The sequence below is a fragment of the Pseudomonas sp. 22526 genome (assembly GCF_052044735.1).
GTDB lineage: Bacteria > Pseudomonadota > Gammaproteobacteria > Pseudomonadales > Pseudomonadaceae > Aquipseudomonas > Aquipseudomonas piscium.
Window position 1 is genome coordinate 229,310 of the sequence record NZ_JBQENK010000004.1, and the last position, 15,987, is coordinate 245,296.

Annotated in this window: 17 protein-coding genes; 14 read left to right on the forward strand and 3 right to left on the reverse strand. The window is 63.4% G+C overall.

The features are described from left to right. Positions 1 to 2 precede the first annotated feature (2 nt). The 4 genes from mltG (at position 3) to ACTJKT_RS07980 (ending at position 3,722) form a co-directional block, all read left to right on the forward strand. Positions 3 to 1,223: an endolytic transglycosylase MltG gene (gene mltG, locus ACTJKT_RS07965; RefSeq protein WP_440786713.1), complete on the forward strand. Its 1,221-nt coding sequence runs from the start codon at positions 3 to 5 to the stop codon at positions 1,221 to 1,223. Positions 1,224 to 1,242: 19 nt separating this feature from the next. Next, entirely contained in the window at positions 1,243 to 1,875 is a 633-nt protein-coding gene (gene tmk, locus ACTJKT_RS07970; protein ID WP_440786714.1) for a dTMP kinase, read from the forward strand. Continuing rightward, positions 1,868 to 2,854, forward strand: coding sequence for a DNA polymerase III subunit delta' (locus ACTJKT_RS07975; protein ID WP_440786715.1), 987 nt, complete (start codon positions 1,868 to 1,870; stop codon positions 2,852 to 2,854). The genes tmk and ACTJKT_RS07975 overlap by 8 nt, the downstream gene beginning before the upstream one ends. Before the next feature lie 82 nt (positions 2,855 to 2,936). Then, on the forward strand, positions 2,937 to 3,722 hold the full coding sequence (locus ACTJKT_RS07980) for a TatD family hydrolase (RefSeq protein WP_097302608.1): 786 nt from the start codon (positions 2,937 to 2,939) through the stop codon (positions 3,720 to 3,722). A 217-nt stretch (positions 3,723 to 3,939) separates the two neighbouring features. Here the strand turns inward: ACTJKT_RS07980 and ACTJKT_RS07985 are convergent, their stop codons facing one another. Further along, entirely contained in the window at positions 3,940 to 5,073 is a 1,134-nt protein-coding gene (locus ACTJKT_RS07985; protein WP_440786716.1) for an aminotransferase class V-fold PLP-dependent enzyme, read from the reverse strand. Between the two features lie 78 nt (positions 5,074 to 5,151). Between ACTJKT_RS07985 and ACTJKT_RS07990 the strand changes: the two genes are divergently transcribed. From ACTJKT_RS07990 to ACTJKT_RS08025, 8 genes are all read left to right on the forward strand, one after another. Then, positions 5,152 to 5,790 carry a TetR/AcrR family transcriptional regulator gene (locus ACTJKT_RS07990; RefSeq protein WP_007928069.1) on the forward strand — a complete coding sequence of 213 codons (639 nt, stop codon included), beginning with the start codon at positions 5,152 to 5,154 and terminating at the stop codon, positions 5,788 to 5,790. Between the two features lie 139 nt (positions 5,791 to 5,929). After that, positions 5,930 to 6,898 (forward strand): GTP 3',8-cyclase MoaA, encoded by a 969-nt coding sequence (locus ACTJKT_RS07995; RefSeq protein WP_023968435.1) that lies wholly within the window; start codon positions 5,930 to 5,932, stop codon positions 6,896 to 6,898. Between the two features lie 231 nt (positions 6,899 to 7,129). Next, positions 7,130 to 7,732, forward strand: a complete 603-nt coding sequence (locus ACTJKT_RS08000; protein WP_023968436.1) for a DUF4823 domain-containing protein — start codon at positions 7,130 to 7,132, stop codon at positions 7,730 to 7,732. A gap of 21 nt (positions 7,733 to 7,753) precedes the next feature. Further along, on the forward strand, positions 7,754 to 8,317 hold the full coding sequence (locus ACTJKT_RS08005) for a DUF1285 domain-containing protein (RefSeq protein WP_440786717.1): 564 nt from the start codon (positions 7,754 to 7,756) through the stop codon (positions 8,315 to 8,317). Between the two features lie 70 nt (positions 8,318 to 8,387). After that, positions 8,388 to 9,101 (forward strand): GntR family transcriptional regulator, encoded by a 714-nt coding sequence (locus tag ACTJKT_RS08010; protein ID WP_440786718.1) that lies wholly within the window; start codon positions 8,388 to 8,390, stop codon positions 9,099 to 9,101. Continuing rightward, positions 9,098 to 10,096, forward strand: a complete 999-nt coding sequence (locus tag ACTJKT_RS08015) for an ADP-ribosylglycohydrolase family protein (protein ID WP_440786719.1) — start codon at positions 9,098 to 9,100, stop codon at positions 10,094 to 10,096. The genes ACTJKT_RS08010 and ACTJKT_RS08015 overlap by 4 nt, the downstream gene beginning before the upstream one ends. 154 nt (positions 10,097 to 10,250) lie before the next feature. Beyond that, a complete protein-coding gene (locus ACTJKT_RS08020; protein ID WP_440786720.1) occupies positions 10,251 to 11,717 on the forward strand; it encodes a purine-cytosine permease family protein in 1,467 nt (488 codons plus the stop codon). After that, complete coding sequence (locus ACTJKT_RS08025; RefSeq protein ID WP_440786721.1) at positions 11,710 to 12,642, forward strand: PfkB family carbohydrate kinase; 933 nt, start codon at positions 11,710 to 11,712, stop codon at positions 12,640 to 12,642. The genes ACTJKT_RS08020 and ACTJKT_RS08025 overlap by 8 nt, the downstream gene beginning before the upstream one ends. A 72-nt stretch (positions 12,643 to 12,714) precedes the next feature. Here the strand turns inward: ACTJKT_RS08025 and ACTJKT_RS08030 are convergent, their stop codons facing one another. After that, on the reverse strand, positions 12,715 to 13,095 hold the full coding sequence (locus tag ACTJKT_RS08030; protein WP_440786722.1) for a termination factor Rho: 381 nt from the start codon (positions 13,093 to 13,095) through the stop codon (positions 12,715 to 12,717). 277 nt (positions 13,096 to 13,372) lie between these two features. Here ACTJKT_RS08030 and ACTJKT_RS08035 point away from each other — a divergent pair, with 277 nt between their 5' ends. Then, positions 13,373 to 14,365, forward strand: coding sequence for a DUF3829 domain-containing protein (locus ACTJKT_RS08035; RefSeq protein ID WP_440786723.1), 993 nt, complete (start codon positions 13,373 to 13,375; stop codon positions 14,363 to 14,365). 100 nt (positions 14,366 to 14,465) lie between these two features. Here the strand turns inward: ACTJKT_RS08035 and ACTJKT_RS08040 are convergent, their stop codons facing one another. Next, on the reverse strand, positions 14,466 to 15,116 hold the full coding sequence (locus tag ACTJKT_RS08040; RefSeq protein ID WP_440786724.1) for an HD domain-containing protein: 651 nt from the start codon (positions 15,114 to 15,116) through the stop codon (positions 14,466 to 14,468). 259 nt (positions 15,117 to 15,375) lie between these two features. Here ACTJKT_RS08040 and ACTJKT_RS08045 point away from each other — a divergent pair, with 259 nt between their 5' ends. After that, entirely contained in the window at positions 15,376 to 15,855 is a 480-nt protein-coding gene (locus tag ACTJKT_RS08045) for a GNAT family N-acetyltransferase (RefSeq protein ID WP_007928100.1), read from the forward strand. The last annotated feature ends 132 nt before the right edge of the window (positions 15,856 to 15,987 follow it).

Genomic DNA, 15,987 nt, shown 5'->3' on the forward strand with positions numbered 1-15,987 from the left:
TTGTGAGACGTAAACTATTGCTTCTGCTGGAGACCGGACTGGTTCTGGCAGGTCTGGCGCTGGGCGCCTCGGCCTGGAAGTTGAACTCGGCGCTGGAGCAGCCTCTCAACCTGACCCAAGAGCAATTGCTCGACGTGCCAGCCGGCTCGACGCCAGGCGGCACCTTCAACCGCCTGCAAGCCAACGGCGTTCTCAAGGACGCGTTCTGGCTGCGCCTGTACTGGCGCTTCAACATGGAAGGGCAGCCGCTGCACAGCGGCGAATACCGCATGACTCCGGGAATGAGCGCACAAGGCCTGATCGGGGTCTGGCAGCGCGGTGAGGTGGTGCAGTACAGCCTGACCCTGGTGGAAGGCTGGACGTTCCGCCAGGTGCGCGCCGCGTTGGCCAAGCATGACAAGCTCGAGCAGACCCTGAATGGCTTGAGTGACAGCGAAGTCATGGAAAAACTCGGTCACGACGGCGTTTTCCCCGAAGGCCGGTTCTTTCCCGATACCTACCGTTTCGTGCGCGGGATGACCGATGCCGAGCTGCTGGAAAAAGCCTACAGCCGCCTGGACGAGGTGCTGGCCAAGGAATGGAACAAGCGCTCGGCCGATGTGCCTTATACCGAGCCTTATCAGGCGTTGATCATGGCGTCGCTGGTGGAGAAGGAAACCGGCGTGCCCCAGGAGCGCGGACAGATTGCGGGGGTATTCGTGCGCCGCATGCAGGTCGGCATGTTGCTGCAAACCGATCCGACGGTGATCTATGGTCTGGGCGAGCGTTACAACGGCAAGTTGACCCGCGCCCTGCTGAAGGAAGCGACCCCCTATAACACCTACGTGATCAGTGGTTTGCCGCCGACCCCGATCGCCATGGTCGGCCGCGAGGCGATCCATGCCGCGCTCAACCCGGTGCCGGGCAGCAGCCTGTATTTCGTGGCCCGTGGCGATGGCAGCCACGTGTTCTCCGACGATCTGGAGGCGCACAACAATGCCGTGCGCGAGTTCCAGCTAAAGCGGCGCGCCGATTATCGTTCCAGCCCGGCACCGGCGGGCAGCCCGGCGGCTTCCGAGACTCCGGAGTCGACTCCGGCGGTGTCACCCGGTACGGCGCCCGCGGCAGTACCGCAGGAGTCCCCAGAGGAACCCTCTCAGGAGGCTCCCCAGGTGAGTCCGGAAGTACCGCCGCAAGCACCGGTCGAAACTCCCGTCGAGCCCGAGCCGAAAAGCCCGCAATGACTTTGATTAAGGACTGCCTGTGACTGGCTTGTTTATTACTCTGGAAGGCCCGGAAGGCGCGGGTAAAAGCACCAACCGCGAATACCTGGCCGAGCGCCTGCGCGCCGCCGGCATCGAGGTGCTGCTGACCCGCGAGCCGGGCGGCACGCCTTTGGCCGAGCGGATCCGCGAAGTGCTGCTGGCCCCTGGCGACGAGGTCATGAACCCCGATACCGAGCTGTTGCTGGTGTTCGCCGCGCGCGCCCAGCATCTGGCCGAGGTGATTCGCCCGGCGCTGGCCCGTGGCGCGGTGGTGTTGTGCGACCGTTTTACCGATTCCACCTACGCCTATCAGGGCGGTGGTCGTGGTTTGTCCGTCGAGCGCATCGCCACCCTGGAGCAGTTCGTCCAGGGTGAGCTGCGGCCCGACCTGACCCTGGTGTTCGACCTGCCGGTCGAAGTGGGGCTGGCCCGCGCCAGCGCCCGTGGCCGCCTGGATCGTTTCGAGCTGGAAGGCCGGGTGTTCTTCGACGCAGTACGCCAGGCGTACCTGAAGCGTGCAGCGGCCGATCCGGCGCGTTACCTGTTGGTGGATGCTTCACAACCGCTGTCCCAGGTCCAGCAAGCGCTGGATGCCCTGTTGCCGAAATTGCTGGAGCTGCACCGTGGCTGAGGCCTTTCCCTGGCAGGACGAGCTCTGGCAGCAACTGGCGGGCCGTGCCCAGCATGCCCATGCCTATCTGCTCCATGGCCCGGCGGGCATCGGCAAGCGTGCGCTGGCCGAGCGCCTGATGGCGCGCTTGCTGTGCCAGCGTCCGGCCGGGCTGGATGCCTGCGGGCAGTGCAAGTCGTGCCTGCTGCTGCAGGCCGGCAGCCACCCGGACAACTACGTGCTGGAGCCGGAGGAAGCGGACAAGGCGATCAAGGTCGACCAGGTGCGCGAGCTGGTCAGCTTCGTGGTGCAGACCGCGCAGCTGGGCGGGCGCAAGGTGGTGCTGATCGAGCCGGTGGAGTCGATGAACATCAACGCTTCCAACGCGCTGCTGAAAAGCCTCGAAGAGCCCTCCGGCGATACCGTGTTGCTGCTGGTCAGCCACCAGCCGAGCCGTTTGCTGCCGACCATCAAGAGTCGTTGCGTGCAGCAGGCCTGTCCTCTGCCCAGTGAGGCCATGAGCCTGCAATGGCTGAGCAAGGCCCTGCCGGATTGCTCGGAAGAGGAGCGGGTCGAGTTGTTGACCCTGGCGGCCGGTTCGCCTCTGGCGGCTGTCGGCCTGCAAGCCCAGGGCGCGCGCGAGCAGCGGGCGCAGGTGGTCGATGGGGTGAAGAAGTTGCTCAAGCAGCAGCAATCGCCGACCCAACTGGCCGAAGGCTGGAATGCGATACCCTTGTTGCTGTTGTTCGACTGGTTCTGCGACTGGTCGGGCCTGATCCTGCGTTATCAGCTGACGCAGGACGAGGAGGGTCTGGGGTTGGCCGATATGCGCAAAGTGGTGCAGTACCTCGCGCAGAAGTCCTCCCAGGCCAAGGTTCTGGAGATCCAGGACTGGATCCTTGCGCAACGCCAGAAGGTGTTGAACAAGGCCAACCTCAATCGGGTGCTGTTGCTCGAAGCCTTGCTGGTACAGTGGGCCGCACTGCCGGCCCGCAACTGACGGCGGAGCCTGGAAACCAACCGAATCGCCGGCTGCCGCTCGGGCCGGCCTGTTCATTGACCGAATGTGGTTGTCGCTTCTTATGCTTGTAGATTCCCATTGTCACCTTGATCGCCTCGACCTCGCCGCCCACGACGGCTCCCTTGATGCCGCCCTGGACGCGGCTCGTCAGCGCGGTGTCGGGCATTTCCTGTGCATTGGCGTCAGTGCCGACAACGCGGCCGACGTCAAAGCCCTGGCCGAACGTTATGAGGATGTCGATTGCTCGGTCGGTGTCCACCCCCTGGATGTCCAGCCCGGCGCCGCGCCAGCCCTCGACTGGCTGCTGCAGGAGCTGAACCACCCGCGGGTGGTGGCCATCGGCGAGACCGGCCTGGATTACCACTACGAGCCGGAGGCGGCGCAGTTGCAGCAGGAATCCTTCCGCCTGCACCTGCAAGCCGCCCAGCAGACCGGCAAGCCGGTGATCGTCCATACCCGTGGCGCGCGCGCCGATACCCTGACCCTGTTGCGCGAAGCGGCATTGCCGCAAGCCGGGGTCCTGCACTGTTTCACCGAAGACTGGGACATGGCCAAGGCCGCGCTGGATTTGGGGTTCTATATTTCCCTGTCCGGCATTGTCACCTTCCGCAATGCCGACGCGTTGCGGGACGTGGCGCGCCAGGTGCCGGCCGACCGTTTGCTGGTGGAAACCGATTCGCCGTACCTGGCGCCGATTCCTTATCGCGGCAAGCCCAACCTGCCGCAGTATGTGCGGGAAGTCGCCGAGTTCCTGGCCATGTTGCGTGGGGAGCCCTACGAGCGTTTTGCCGAGCAGACCACACAGAACTTCAAGCGTCTGTTCCCGCTGGCGCACGTCAAGGGCTGAATCGCAGGCAAAAAAAACCCGGGTTCTGGGGGGTGAATCCGGGTTAAGACCATTAGGAGTAAAACAAAGGCACGCCATCCCTTGGTACCTTCATCGGCGCTTCACTTGGGGGAGATGTCACGCCGACACTTCAAGTATTGATCACTATTGAATTCAGTCCAGTTGGCCTTGCTTGTTTTTTAAACAAATTTGGAATACGAGCGCTTCGCTTGAGTTCTCATTGCCGGGCGATTTCCGCCACGATGGCGAGAGTTTCGTCGATCACACGCTTTTCGGTATAGAAATGCGGTGAAAATCTGACCCCAGGGCCGCGAGGAATGCACGCCACCTGCTGTTGTTGCAGCGCCTCATAAACCTGCTGATTATCGATGCCATCGATACTGAACGAGAAAATTCCGCCGCGCCGGGCGGGGTTGAGCGGGGTGTGCAGGCGTACGCCGGGGATAGCATTCAAGCCGTCCTGAAGCCACTGGACCCGTTCGGCGATCAATGTCGCCACTTGCTCCATGCCCACTTCTTCCAATAACGACAGGCTGGCTTCCAGGGCCATGGCGCCGAGCATGTTCGGGCTGCCGCACTCGAAGCGCCGGGCGCTCTTGGCGGGTTCCCATTCGCTGCGGCGGTAATCGCCCATGTGTTCCAGCATGTGCCAGCCGAACTCATGGAGCTTGAGCTGGGCGCGCAGCTCGCTGCGGCAATAGAACACGCCAAGGCCTTCAGGCCCGAGCATCCATTTGTGGCCGTCGGCCATGGCGAAGTCGCATTGGTAGGCCTGGACATCGAAGGGTTGGGCGCCCAGTTGTTGGATGGCGTCGATGCAGAACAGCACGTTCTGTTGTTTGCAGCTAGCGCCCAGGCGTTGCAGGTCCAGGCGCAGGCCGCTGGCGAATTGCACCGCGCTGATCGCCATCAGCCGGGTGCGCGGTCCGCAAGCGGCCAGCAACGCGCCTTCCGGGTCGTCGCCCTTGAGGCTGACCTGAAGCACTTCCACGCCCTGATTGGCCAGGGCTTCCCAGACGACGCGGTTGGAGGGGAATTCTTCGTCGCTGATGACGATCTGGTCACCTTTTTCCCAGGACAGGCCAAAGGCGACGAATGACAGCGCTTCCGAAGTATTTTTGACCAGCGCGATATCATCCGTTGACGGTGCATTTAGCAGGCGCATCAGGCGTTCACGCAGGCGTTGTTCAAGGGCCATCCAGTCCGGATAGTCCCGCGCGCCCAGCAAAACGTTTTCTTTGGCGAAGCGCGCCACGGCTTCGGCGGCCCGATTCGGCCAGGGTGCGACAGCTGCATGGTTCAAATAACGCAGGCCCGGGGCCTGTACAAATTCATCAAGAAACATAGTCATGGTCGGATGATCCGTGCATTTTGGCGCAATTTAGGCATAATACGCGGCTTCGATTTTGACCCCGACAGACCTTTTCTTATGCAGAAAGAACCTCGTAAGGTCCGTGAGTTTCGTCGCCGTGAGCAAGAAATTCTCGATACCGCGCTCAAGCTGTTCCTCGATCAAGGTGAAGACAGCGTCACCGTCGAGATGATCGCTGATGCCGTTGGTATCGGCAAAGGGACCATCTACAAGCACTTCAAGTCCAAGGCGGAGATCTATCTGCGCCTGATGCTCGATTATGAGCGCGACCTGAACGAGCTGCTGCACTCTGCCGATGTCGACAAGGATAAGGAAGCCCTGTCCCGGGCCTACTTCGAATTCCGCATGCGCGATCCACAGCGTTACCGGCTGTTCGATCGCCTGGAAGAGAAGGTGGTCAAGGGCAACCAGGTTCCGGAAATGGTCGAGGAGCTGCACAAGATCCGTGCTTCCAACTTCGAACGCCTGACCTTGTTGATCAAGGGCCGCATCAGCGAAGGCAAGCTTGAAGACGTGCCGCCTTACTTCCACTACTGCGCGGCCTGGGCGCTGGTGCACGGCGCGGTGGCGCTGTACCACTCGCCGTTCTGGAGCAACGTGCTGGAAGACCAGGAAGGCTTCTTCCAGTTCCTGATGGACATCGGCGTGCGCATGGGCAACAAGCGCAAGCGCGACCCCGATAGCTCCGGCAGCTGATTCATTCAGTCGCCTTATGGCGCCATGATTTCTCTATATGGCGCAGTGTCCCAGGAATATACTCAGGCATGGGACTTGCCAAAACCTGATTTTTAAGTCAGGTTTTGGCCGGTTCACTCTTCCTTCGCCGGAGTCATCCATGATCGTTGACCGTCAAGGCAGGCGTTTTCGCAATCTGCGTATCAGCCTGACTTCTGCCTGCAACTACGCCTGTACCTACTGCGTGCCCAACGGCAAGCGGCTGGTGGCTGCCCAGGACGAGTTGTCGGCCGAAGCCATGGCGCGCGGCGTGGCCTACCTGATCGAGGCGGCGGGCATCGAACGCCTGCGCATCACCGGCGGCGAGCCCCTGGTCAGCCCGAAACTCGAAGCCTTCATGGCGGCGGTGGGACAGATGGGCCTGGAAGACATTAGCCTGACCACCAACGGCCAATTGCTCGCACGCAAGTTGCCGCTGCTGGTGGATGCCGGTATCCGGCGCATCAACGTTTCCCTCGACACCCTGGATGCCTCGGCCTTCCGCAGCATCGCCCGTGGCGGCGATCTGGCGACGGTGCTCGACGGCATGGATCAGGCTCGGGCGGCGGGCATGAAAATCAAGGTCAACATGGTGCCGCTGCGCGGGCAGAACCTAGACCAGGTAATGCCGCTGCTCGACTACTGCCTGGAACGTGGCTATGAACTGCGCTTTATCGAGCTGATGCGCATGGGCCATCTGGCCAGCGATTCCAACGCCTTCCTGCAGCAGTTCGTCAGCCTGCAGCAGCTGCTGAGCCTGATCGGCGAGCGCTACGAATACCTGCAGGCCGATGCACCGGTGGACGCCACCGCGGTGCGTTACGAAATTCCGGGGCTGGGCCATTTCGGTGTGATCGCCAACGAAAGCGTACCGTTCTGCCGAACCTGCTCGCGCCTGCGGCTGTCGTCCACCGGCTGGCTGCACGGTTGCCTGTCGTCGAGCAACCGGCATTACGTCGGCGACCTGCTGGACAAGCCGCGCCATCAGGCCTTGCCGGCCTTGCAGCGCCTGCTGGTCAAAGCCTTGGGCGACAAGCAGGATGTGGCGTTCTCCGGTGGTGCGACCGTGATGAAAATCATCGGCGGCTAAACCTCCATTTTCTTGATCCCCGTCCCCTGTAGCCGCTGCCGCAGGCTGCGATCGAGGGCAAGCCCTCGCCAATCCAGACGCCCCATTTCTCTCCAGCCAATAGCCTTCCTAGGTTTGTGGCTGCTGCGCAGCTATTCGCAGCCTGCGGCGGCTACAGGCGCCCGAGCTGGCGCGGAAGCTGCATCTCGTGGCCATTCGCCGGTTTTCCGTCACCGGCTTCTGGAGGGAAGGATGCGTAGCCTGGTTTTGCTGCTGGCTTTTTTGGGGCTCGGCGGCTGCATGAATGTCAGCGATATGGGTGAGGGTGTTCGCTATCACATGGGCGATGCGGGGTTCCTCGATCACAGTAATACCCAGCGCTCCAACTCGTTCCGCGTTCAGCCGGACTCGTTCATTTTCATTGCCCAGGGCGCCTTTGCCCCGCCGGGCAGCGCCTACCCGCGTCCCAATGTGGTGGCCGAGGAAGCCTTCAAGGGCTTTATCGAGTACTTCCCCATGGTCCGCCGCGCCCGGGCGCCGGAAGGCCTGGACCAGGCCATGGCCGAGGCCCGTGAGGTGGGTGCGCATTACCTGCTGTACACCCGTTTCGCCAAGGCCGACGACCGCATCGGCAACTCCGATGAATGGTTCGACCAGGAAGCCGTGGATCGCCTGGGGATCGACAACGGCGTGATTCAGATCATGCTGATCGAAACCAGTACCCAGTACCTGATCGATACCGCGCGGATTCGCAGCCGTGGCGGTTTACTGACGTTCCACGACAACAAGCCGGAAGACCTGCTTGGCCCGCCGCTCGAACAATACGCCCGTAGCCTGTTAGGCTTGAGCGACTGAGCCAAGCACGAGGAGAGCAGCATGAGTGGTCCGGGCAAAGCCAACGATCTGTTGGCGCAGATTCCCAAGGCGGAGAAGGGCTTGCCGCCGGTCCACCTGTGGAATCCCGACTTCTGTGGCGATATCGACATGCGTATCGCCCGCGACGGCACCTGGTACTACCTGGGCACCCCCATTGGCCGCAAACCCATGGTCAAGCTGTTCTCCACCATCATTCGTCGCGACGGCGACGACTATTTCCTGATCACCCCGGTGGAAAAGGTCGGCATCAAGGTTGATGACGCGCCCTTTGTCGCGGTCACCCTGGAGGTCGAAGGGGAGGGCGAGGCCCAGGTCCTGCGCTTTACCACTAATGTCGACGAGCAGGTCAGCGCCGGCAGCGAACACCCGCTGCGGGTGATGATCGATCCGCAGACCCAGGAGCCGGCGCCTTACGTTCATGTACGCAGCAACCTGGAAGCGCTGGTGCACCGCAATGTGTTCTATCAACTGGTGGAACTGGCGGTGAGCCGTCCGATCGACGGTGAGAACTGGCTGGGCGTCTGGAGCGGTGGGGTGTTCTTCCCGATCGGCCTGGAGCCCTGAGCTCCGAAACATCTTGTTGATCGAATAAATATCTTGCGACCAAGATCCTGTTTCATGTATCAATTTGTACATGATTAGACATGTTCGATTTGACAAGAAAAAACGCGTGGTCGATGAGCTGATCCGACGCATCGAAAGCGGCCTCATGGAGGACGGTTTCCTGTTGCCGGGCGAGCATCAGTTGGCCCAGGAATTCTCGGTGAGTCGTGGCACCTTGCGCGAGGCCCTGGCCGAACTCAAGCGCCGCAACTACATCGCCACCCAGAGCGGAGTCGGCTCCATCGTCACCTTTGACGGTGTGGTGCTGGACCAGCAAAACGGCTGGGCCCAGGCCCTGGCGGACAGCGGGGCGCTGATCAACACCGAGGTGCTGCGCCTGGAGGCGGTGCAACGTCCTGACCTGTTCAGCCGTTTCGGTACCGACCAATTCATTGCCCTGGACCGACGCCGGCGCTCTACCGACGGCACCGTGGTTTCCCTTGAGCGTTCCCTGATGCCCGCCACCGGAGGCCTGGAGAGCCTGCCGCGAGTAGGGCTGATCGATGATTCCCTGACCATTACCCTGGCCGCCTACGGCTACATCGGCGAGCGCGGCGATCAATGGATCGGCGCCGAGCCGCTGGGCGAAGAAGAGGCACGACTGTTGGGGCGTCCGGCCGGCAGTGTGTTTCTCAAGGCCCTGCGCACCACCTATGACCGCCGCGGGCGTTTCATGGAACAGGTGGAAAGTTTTCTCGACCCGCTGCACTTTCGCCTGCACCTGGAATTCGGAGCGCAGAAATGATCCCGCTGGATCGCGCTCTGGGCGCCTTTTACGGGTTGGCCCTGGGCGACGCCCTGGGCATGCCGACCCAATCCCTCAGCCGGCAACAGATCAAGCAGCGCTTCGGTGCCATCCACAGCCTGGAAGACGCCGGCCCCGATCAACCGATTGCCGCCAACATGCCCAAGGGCTCGATCACCGACGACACCGAACAGGCGATCCTGGTCGGCGACCTGTTGGTCGCGGGTAAGGGGCGGATCGAACCGGCGGCGTTGGCCCATAGCCTGATCGAGTGGGAAGCGGCGATGCAGGCCAAGGGCTCCCAGGACCTGCTGGGCCCTTCGACCAAGCGCGCCATCGAGATGATCCTCGCCGGGCATACCGCGGAAGAAGCCGGGCGCTACGGAACCACCAACGGTGCGGCAATGCGCATCACCCCGGTGGGCATCGCCGCGAATGTCGACGATGCCCAGGCCTTTATCTGTGCGGTGGTGGAGGCCTGCCAGGTGACCCATAACACCACGCTGGGCATCTCCAGTGCGGCGGCGGTAGCGGCGGTGGTTTCCGCCGGGATCAATGGCGTGCCGCTGGGCGATGCCTTGCAGATTGGCGTGCAGATCGCCCAGGAGGCGGAGCGGCATGGCCACTGGGTGGCCGGTGGGCGTATCGCCACGCGCATCAGTTGGGCGCGCAGCCTCAGCGTCGAAAGCGACAAGGCGCTGCTGGCCGATCTGCTGTACGACCTGATCGGCACTTCCGTCGCTTCCCAGGAGTCGGTGGTGGTGTCCTTTGCCTTGGCGCATCAGGTGGCCATCGGCGAACTGCAGGCGTTCGAAGCGCTGTGCATGGCCGCCAGCCTGGGGGGCGATACCGATACCATTGCCGCCATCCTCGGTGCGATGCTCGGCGCCTGCCAGGGGATGGAGTGCTGGCCGGCCGCCCTGATCGAGCAGATCAAGCAGGTCAACGACCTGGATCTCGAACCTCTGGTGCAGGGGCTGCTGGCCCTGCGTTAAAGCGACTGGCTGCATGGCCCAGGCTCCGCCATGGAGCCTGTCGCTGAACCTTTTTTTGCCATGGATAGCAGGAACACGGCACGGAATGCCGGGACGTCTGATCGACTTCCGAAATTGCCGACAATCACAAAATAAGGGCAACAGGAGTGTTTTCATGAGTGCATCGAACCCCGGGCAAAGCGCCGGGCAACTGGAAACCCGCGGTATTGAGCCGGTGCCGGAAGGCGAGTGCAACGGCCATCCGCTGCAACTGTTCTGGGTCTGGTTCGCCGCCAATATCAGCATCCTCGGCTTGCCGCTGGGCGCGACCCTGGTGGCCTTTCGCGGCCTGTCGATCTGGCAGGCGATCATCGTCGCCATCCTCGGTGCCGCCGGCTCGTTCGCGGTGGTGGGGATCATCTCCATCGCCGGGCGTCGCGGGCGGGCGCCGAGCCTGACCCTGTCGCGGGCGATCTTCGGCGTGCGCGGCAATATCGGCCCGACCCTGGTGTCGCTGATGTCGCGGGTGGGCTGGGAAACCGTCAACACCACCACCGCCGCCTTCGTCCTGTTGTCGCTGTGTTCGATCCTGTTCGGCTCGCCGGTGGAGGCCAAGAGCGCGCCGCTGCTGACCCTGGTGTTCATCGGTATTTTCGTGCTGCTGACCCTGGCCGTCTCCGGCCTCGGCCACGCGACCCTGCTGGTGATCCAGAAGTGGGCCACCTATGTGTTCGGCGCACTGAACCTGCTGGTGGGCGGCTTCCTCTGCGCCACCATCGACTGGAGCGCGGTGTTCAACGCCACCCCGGCGCCGTTGAGCGCGATGATCATCGGTATCGGCACCATGGCCGCGGGCACCGGTATCGGCTGGGCCAATACCGGCGCCGACATGTCGCGTTACCAGCACAGCAGCGTCAAGGCCTCGCGCCTGGTGGCATCGGCGGCCTTCGGCGCCGGTATTCCGCTGGTGCTGCTGATTACCCTGGGCGGCCTGCTGTCGGTGGGCAACGACGACCTGGCCTCGGCCACCGACCCGATCGTGGCGATCCGCGACATGCTGCCGACCTGGATGGCGGTGCCCTACCTGATCACCGCTTTCGGCGGCCTGCTGCTGTCGAACAACCTGTCGGTGTACTCGGCCGGCCTGACCACCCTGACCCTGGGACTCAAGGTCAAGCGGGTGTACGCGGTGGTGGTGGACATCGTGGCGATCTTCGCCGGCTCCATCTACTTCATGCTGATCGCCGAGAGTTTCTACGGGCCGTTCATTACCTTCATTTCCTTGCTGGCAGTGCCTCTCACCGCCTGGGTCGGGATCTTCGTGGTCGACCTGATCCATCGTCACTACTACAGCCCCAAGGACCTGCTGGACGTCAGCCCGAGCAGTGCCTATTGGTACCGCGGCGGTGTCGAATGGCGGGCCTTCGGTGCCTGGGTGCTGGCCATAGTGCTGGGCTTCTGCTTCACCACCATCGGCACCACCGCCGACAACATCTGGTTCGCCGGGCCACTGGCCGACTCCTGGCTGGGGCATAACGGCCTGGGCTGGATCGTCACCTTCCTGGTGGCCGGTGGGGTATATGCCGTGCTGGGCGGGGCCAGGGATCGCCGTGCTGCTTTTGTCGAGAATGCCAATGCCTAGAATGCTGCACACCGGCCAGGTCATAGTCGATCTGGTGATGTCCGTGGAGCGCCTGCCGAACTCCGGCGGCGACGTGTTGGCGCAATCCGCTAGTTTCGAAGCCGGCGGCGGTTTCAACGTGATGGCGGCCGCCCAGCGTAACGGCTTGCCGGTGCTGTACCTGGGACGACACGGCAACGGCCGCTTCGGTGATCTGGCGCGGGAGGCGATGCGTGCCGAGGGCATCCAGGTCACTCTCGAGGCCAGCCACATCGAGGACACCGGTCTGTGTGTGGCGCTGACCGAAGCCTCGGCCGAACGCAGCTTCATTTCCTACATCGGGGCGGAAGGCCAGCTGTCGGCCGAGGACCTGGCCGGTGTCGCGGTGCAGGCCGACGATTCTGTCTATGTCAGCGGCTACAGCCTGCTGCATGCCGGCAAGGCCGAGGCTTTGCTGGACTGGCTGCTGGCCTTGCCACGGGCGATCCGGCTGGTGTTCGATCCGGGCCCGCTGGTGGATTCGCCGGACTCCGAGGCCATGTGCCGGCTGCTGTCGCGTATCGATATCTGGACCAGCAACAGCGTCGAGGCGCTGCGTTTCACCGGGACCTCGACCATCGCCGAAGCCCTGCAACGCCTGCATGAGGAGCTGTCGCAGGAGGTGCTGCTGGTGGTCAGGGACGGGTCGCAGGGCTGCTGGGTCAGTCAGCATGGCCGCAGTGCCCATGTGCCGGGCTTCAAGGTCCAGGCGGTGGACAGCAACGGTGCCGGCGATGCCCATGCCGGAGTCTTTGTCGCAGCCCTGGCGCAGGGGCTGGAGCCATTGCAGGCGGCGCGCCGGGCCAACGCCGCGGCAGCCCTGGCGGTGACCCGCTGGGGGCCGGCCACCGCGCCGGGTACGGCGGAGGTGGAGGCGTTGGTCAACGGGAACGGCGTCCACGCTTAGACACTTGCTGACGGAGTGAGGGAGTCGCGAGCAAGCTCGCTCCTGCAGGGAGCGCTGCTGGCGATCGACGGTTTATCCCGCCTTGCGTAACGCTTCGATCAACTCCTGCTTGCTCATGGTCGAGCGGCCGCGAATGTTTTTCACCCGGGCTTCCTTCAGCAGGCTGTCTTTGCTCTGGCTACTCAGTGAGGCCTGGCTGTTGCGGGCGTGCCCCTCACGGCTGGCGACGGCGCGCCTGGCCGAGGACTGGCGCGCGGCGGCCTTTTCCGAGGCCGGTGTGTGTTGCCCGGAGCCGCCAGCCCGTTCCCCGCCACCGGATTGTTTGTTTACCGTGGCCCAGGCCCGTGCTTCGGCTTCTTCCTTGGGCACGCCCTTGGCTTCGTAACCGGCTTCGATATGGGCGGCCTTGCGCTTCTGTTCGGCGGTGTATTTGGCTTTGCTTCCACGAGGCATGAGGGCTCTCCTTTGGCAATGGATACCTGAGATTGGGGCGGGAGAAGGCTCGAGAAGTGCCCGGGAATCGACGAATGGCCCTTTGCCCCGCGAGAACAGGGCAGTCTTGCGTGCTATCACATAAGCACGGCATTCAGCGCAAAAGGCGCAGGCCAGGGCGGCCGCGAGGTTTGCCTGGGGGGATATCTCGCCCAATGCCGGCGCGCAAACCCAACACTGTCACCGGTCCGTCGCGGTTGCCGCGCGTTCTTGGGGCACTTTTTCAAGGAGTGAAGAAATGCAGACTCGGATGTTTTTTGCGGCGGCCCTGATTGGCGGCGCCCTGTTGCTGGCCGGTTGTGGCGACAAGAGTGACAAGAGCGACAAGGTGGCCAGCCAGCCCGTGGCACAGGTCGATGCCCGGCAACAGGAAATCGACAAATACAACCACTACGTCGGTGCGGCAAACAGCATCAGCGAATCCTTCCAGACCTTCGAGCAGCGTTACCGGCAGTACGAGGTGCCGGCCCTGGCTGGCAAGGCGCCGATCACTGCTTTCAGCGTTGGCAACGATATCCTCATCGATCGCCTGAGCCGGGCCCTGGATGGCGCCCTGGCCATCGATACGCCGATCCCGGAAGTGGATCAGGCGGCCCAGGCCTTCTCCGCGGCCCTGAAAACCCTCTCGCCGCTGAGTCATGAGCTGCAGAACTACGCGGCTTCCAAGGGCTACCTGAGCGACAACGGCGACCTGGCCCGTCGCCAGAGCCAGGCCTATCTGGCCGCCCTGACCGCGGTCAGCGAGAAGGAGCAGGACTTCTACACCGGCCTGGGGGCGCGTGACCTGGTGCTGACCAAGCAGGCCTTCGATGAGGCGCCGAAAGACACCGCGGCCTACTATCGGGCCGGGTTGATCTACTACGGCAAACTCAACACTGCCGATGCCGAGACACTGTTCGCCGAACCGAACGATCCGCAGGCCCTGGCGGCCTTCGAGAAGTCCCTGGCACTGGTGGCAGACGCGGCCGCGGGCTGGAATGGCAAGGTCAGCGCCCAGGCGGCGCAGAACGGCAAGTCGTGCGCTGGCGGCATGCTGGAAATCAATGAGTTCATCGGCCAGTCGCGTTCGATCATCCGCGACGTCAAGGACGGGGTGTACAAGCGCGCTCCCGAGGGCGCGATGAAGAACCTGTCGGCGCAGATGCAGAGTTCGAGCATCGTCCGCTCGGCCAACCGCTACAACCGCACCTACGGCAACATGATCAATCGCTTCAACCATCCGACCTGCTGAGTCGGTGCTTGAGGGGGCCTGCGGCATTCAACAGGGTCATGGCCAGGACCCTGGCGGTTGTGATCCTGCAGGCTTCGGAGTCAGCGCGAGGCGGAGTAAGTCAGCCGCCGATCTCGTCGATGAACTCGTCCATGAAGCGCTTCAGGCGGGCATGCCGCACCTGCGCCAGGCGCGCGCCGGTCAGGGTCTGAAACCCTTCGGCAAGGTGCAGCAGCTTGGTGTGGAAGTGGTCGAGGGTGAAGTTCAGGTCGTCGTAGCCGCGGTGCTCGGCGTGCGGGTCGTGGGGATCGTAGAGGGCTCGGTTCAACCGGCCGCCGACATAGAAGGTGCGGGCCACGCCGAGAGCGCCCAGGGAGTCGAGACGGTCGGCGTCCTGCAGGATCTTCGCCTCCAGGGTCTCGGCCTGGATGGCGGCGGAAAAGCTGTGGGCTTCGATGGCGTGGGCCACCGCGGCGATCTTCGTTTCGGGCCAGCCCAACTGGTGCAGCAGGGTCGAGGCCTTTTCCGCCGACAGGCGCGAAGCCTGGGCGCGCAGCGGTGAGCTTTTTTCTACGGCGATGCAATCGTGCAGCAGGGTAGCGGCCAGCAACACTTGCAAGTCGCCGCCGTCTTCCCTGGCGATACGCCGCACATTGGCCCACACCCGCTGCAGGTGCGACAGGTCGTGGGCGCCGTCATCGACGGGCTCCAAGGCGTGGGGCAGCAGGGTGTTGGCGAGATCGGGCAGGGGAGCAAAAGCGTGGGCGGTCATCTGGAGGGAGCCATCAGCGGGTGAATAACGCGCCACTGTAGCCGCTGTCGAAGGCGGCGATAAAGCCCATGGCGCTCACACCAGCGTCCTTTGTTGGGTGGCTGACCGGCAAGTCTGCGGCACGGGTTACCGGAACCGGGCAATTCCGACATGGACAATCATCCGCCACGACCTCCAGGCACATCCCCGTGAAATACCCGTGCATGTCCTTCCCCTGTCGATCTAATATGGCCGCCTGCCTTCCAACCGAGACCCGCCGATGTCCGTCGAAATCCGCCCAGCCGTGCCCAGCGATGCACCGCAAATCCTTGCCTTCATCAGGGAGTTGGCCGATTACGAACGCGCTCGCCATGAGGTCATCGCCAGCGTCGCCGACATCGAGCGCAGCCTGTTCAGTGAGGGCGCCACGGCCCACGGCCTGATCTGCCTGCGCGACGGCGTGCCGATCGGCTTCGCGGTGTTTTTCTTCAGCTATTCCACCTGGCTGGGCAGCAACTGCCTGTACCTGGAAGACCTCTACATCACCCCTGCGCAACGCGGCGGCGGCGCTGGCAAACAGCTGCTGCGGCACCTGGCGCGGATCGCCTGCGACAACGGTTGCGGGCGCTTCGAGTGGAGCGTGCTGGAGTGGAACGAACCGGCGATCCAGTTCTACAAATCCCTGGGCGCCCAGCCGCAGGAAGAGTGGGTGAGGTACCGCATGGATGGCGATGTGCTGCGCGCGTTCGCCCAAGGCTGAACCCACTGCTCCATGACAGCAGGCTGTAGCGCTGGCGAAGCTGCGAAGCGCATGACCTATTTCTGACCTCTGTGCCGCCGCCGACATCTGCGCCGAACTTGGCGGCTAAGGGGGGCTTCCTCTGTAGGAGCG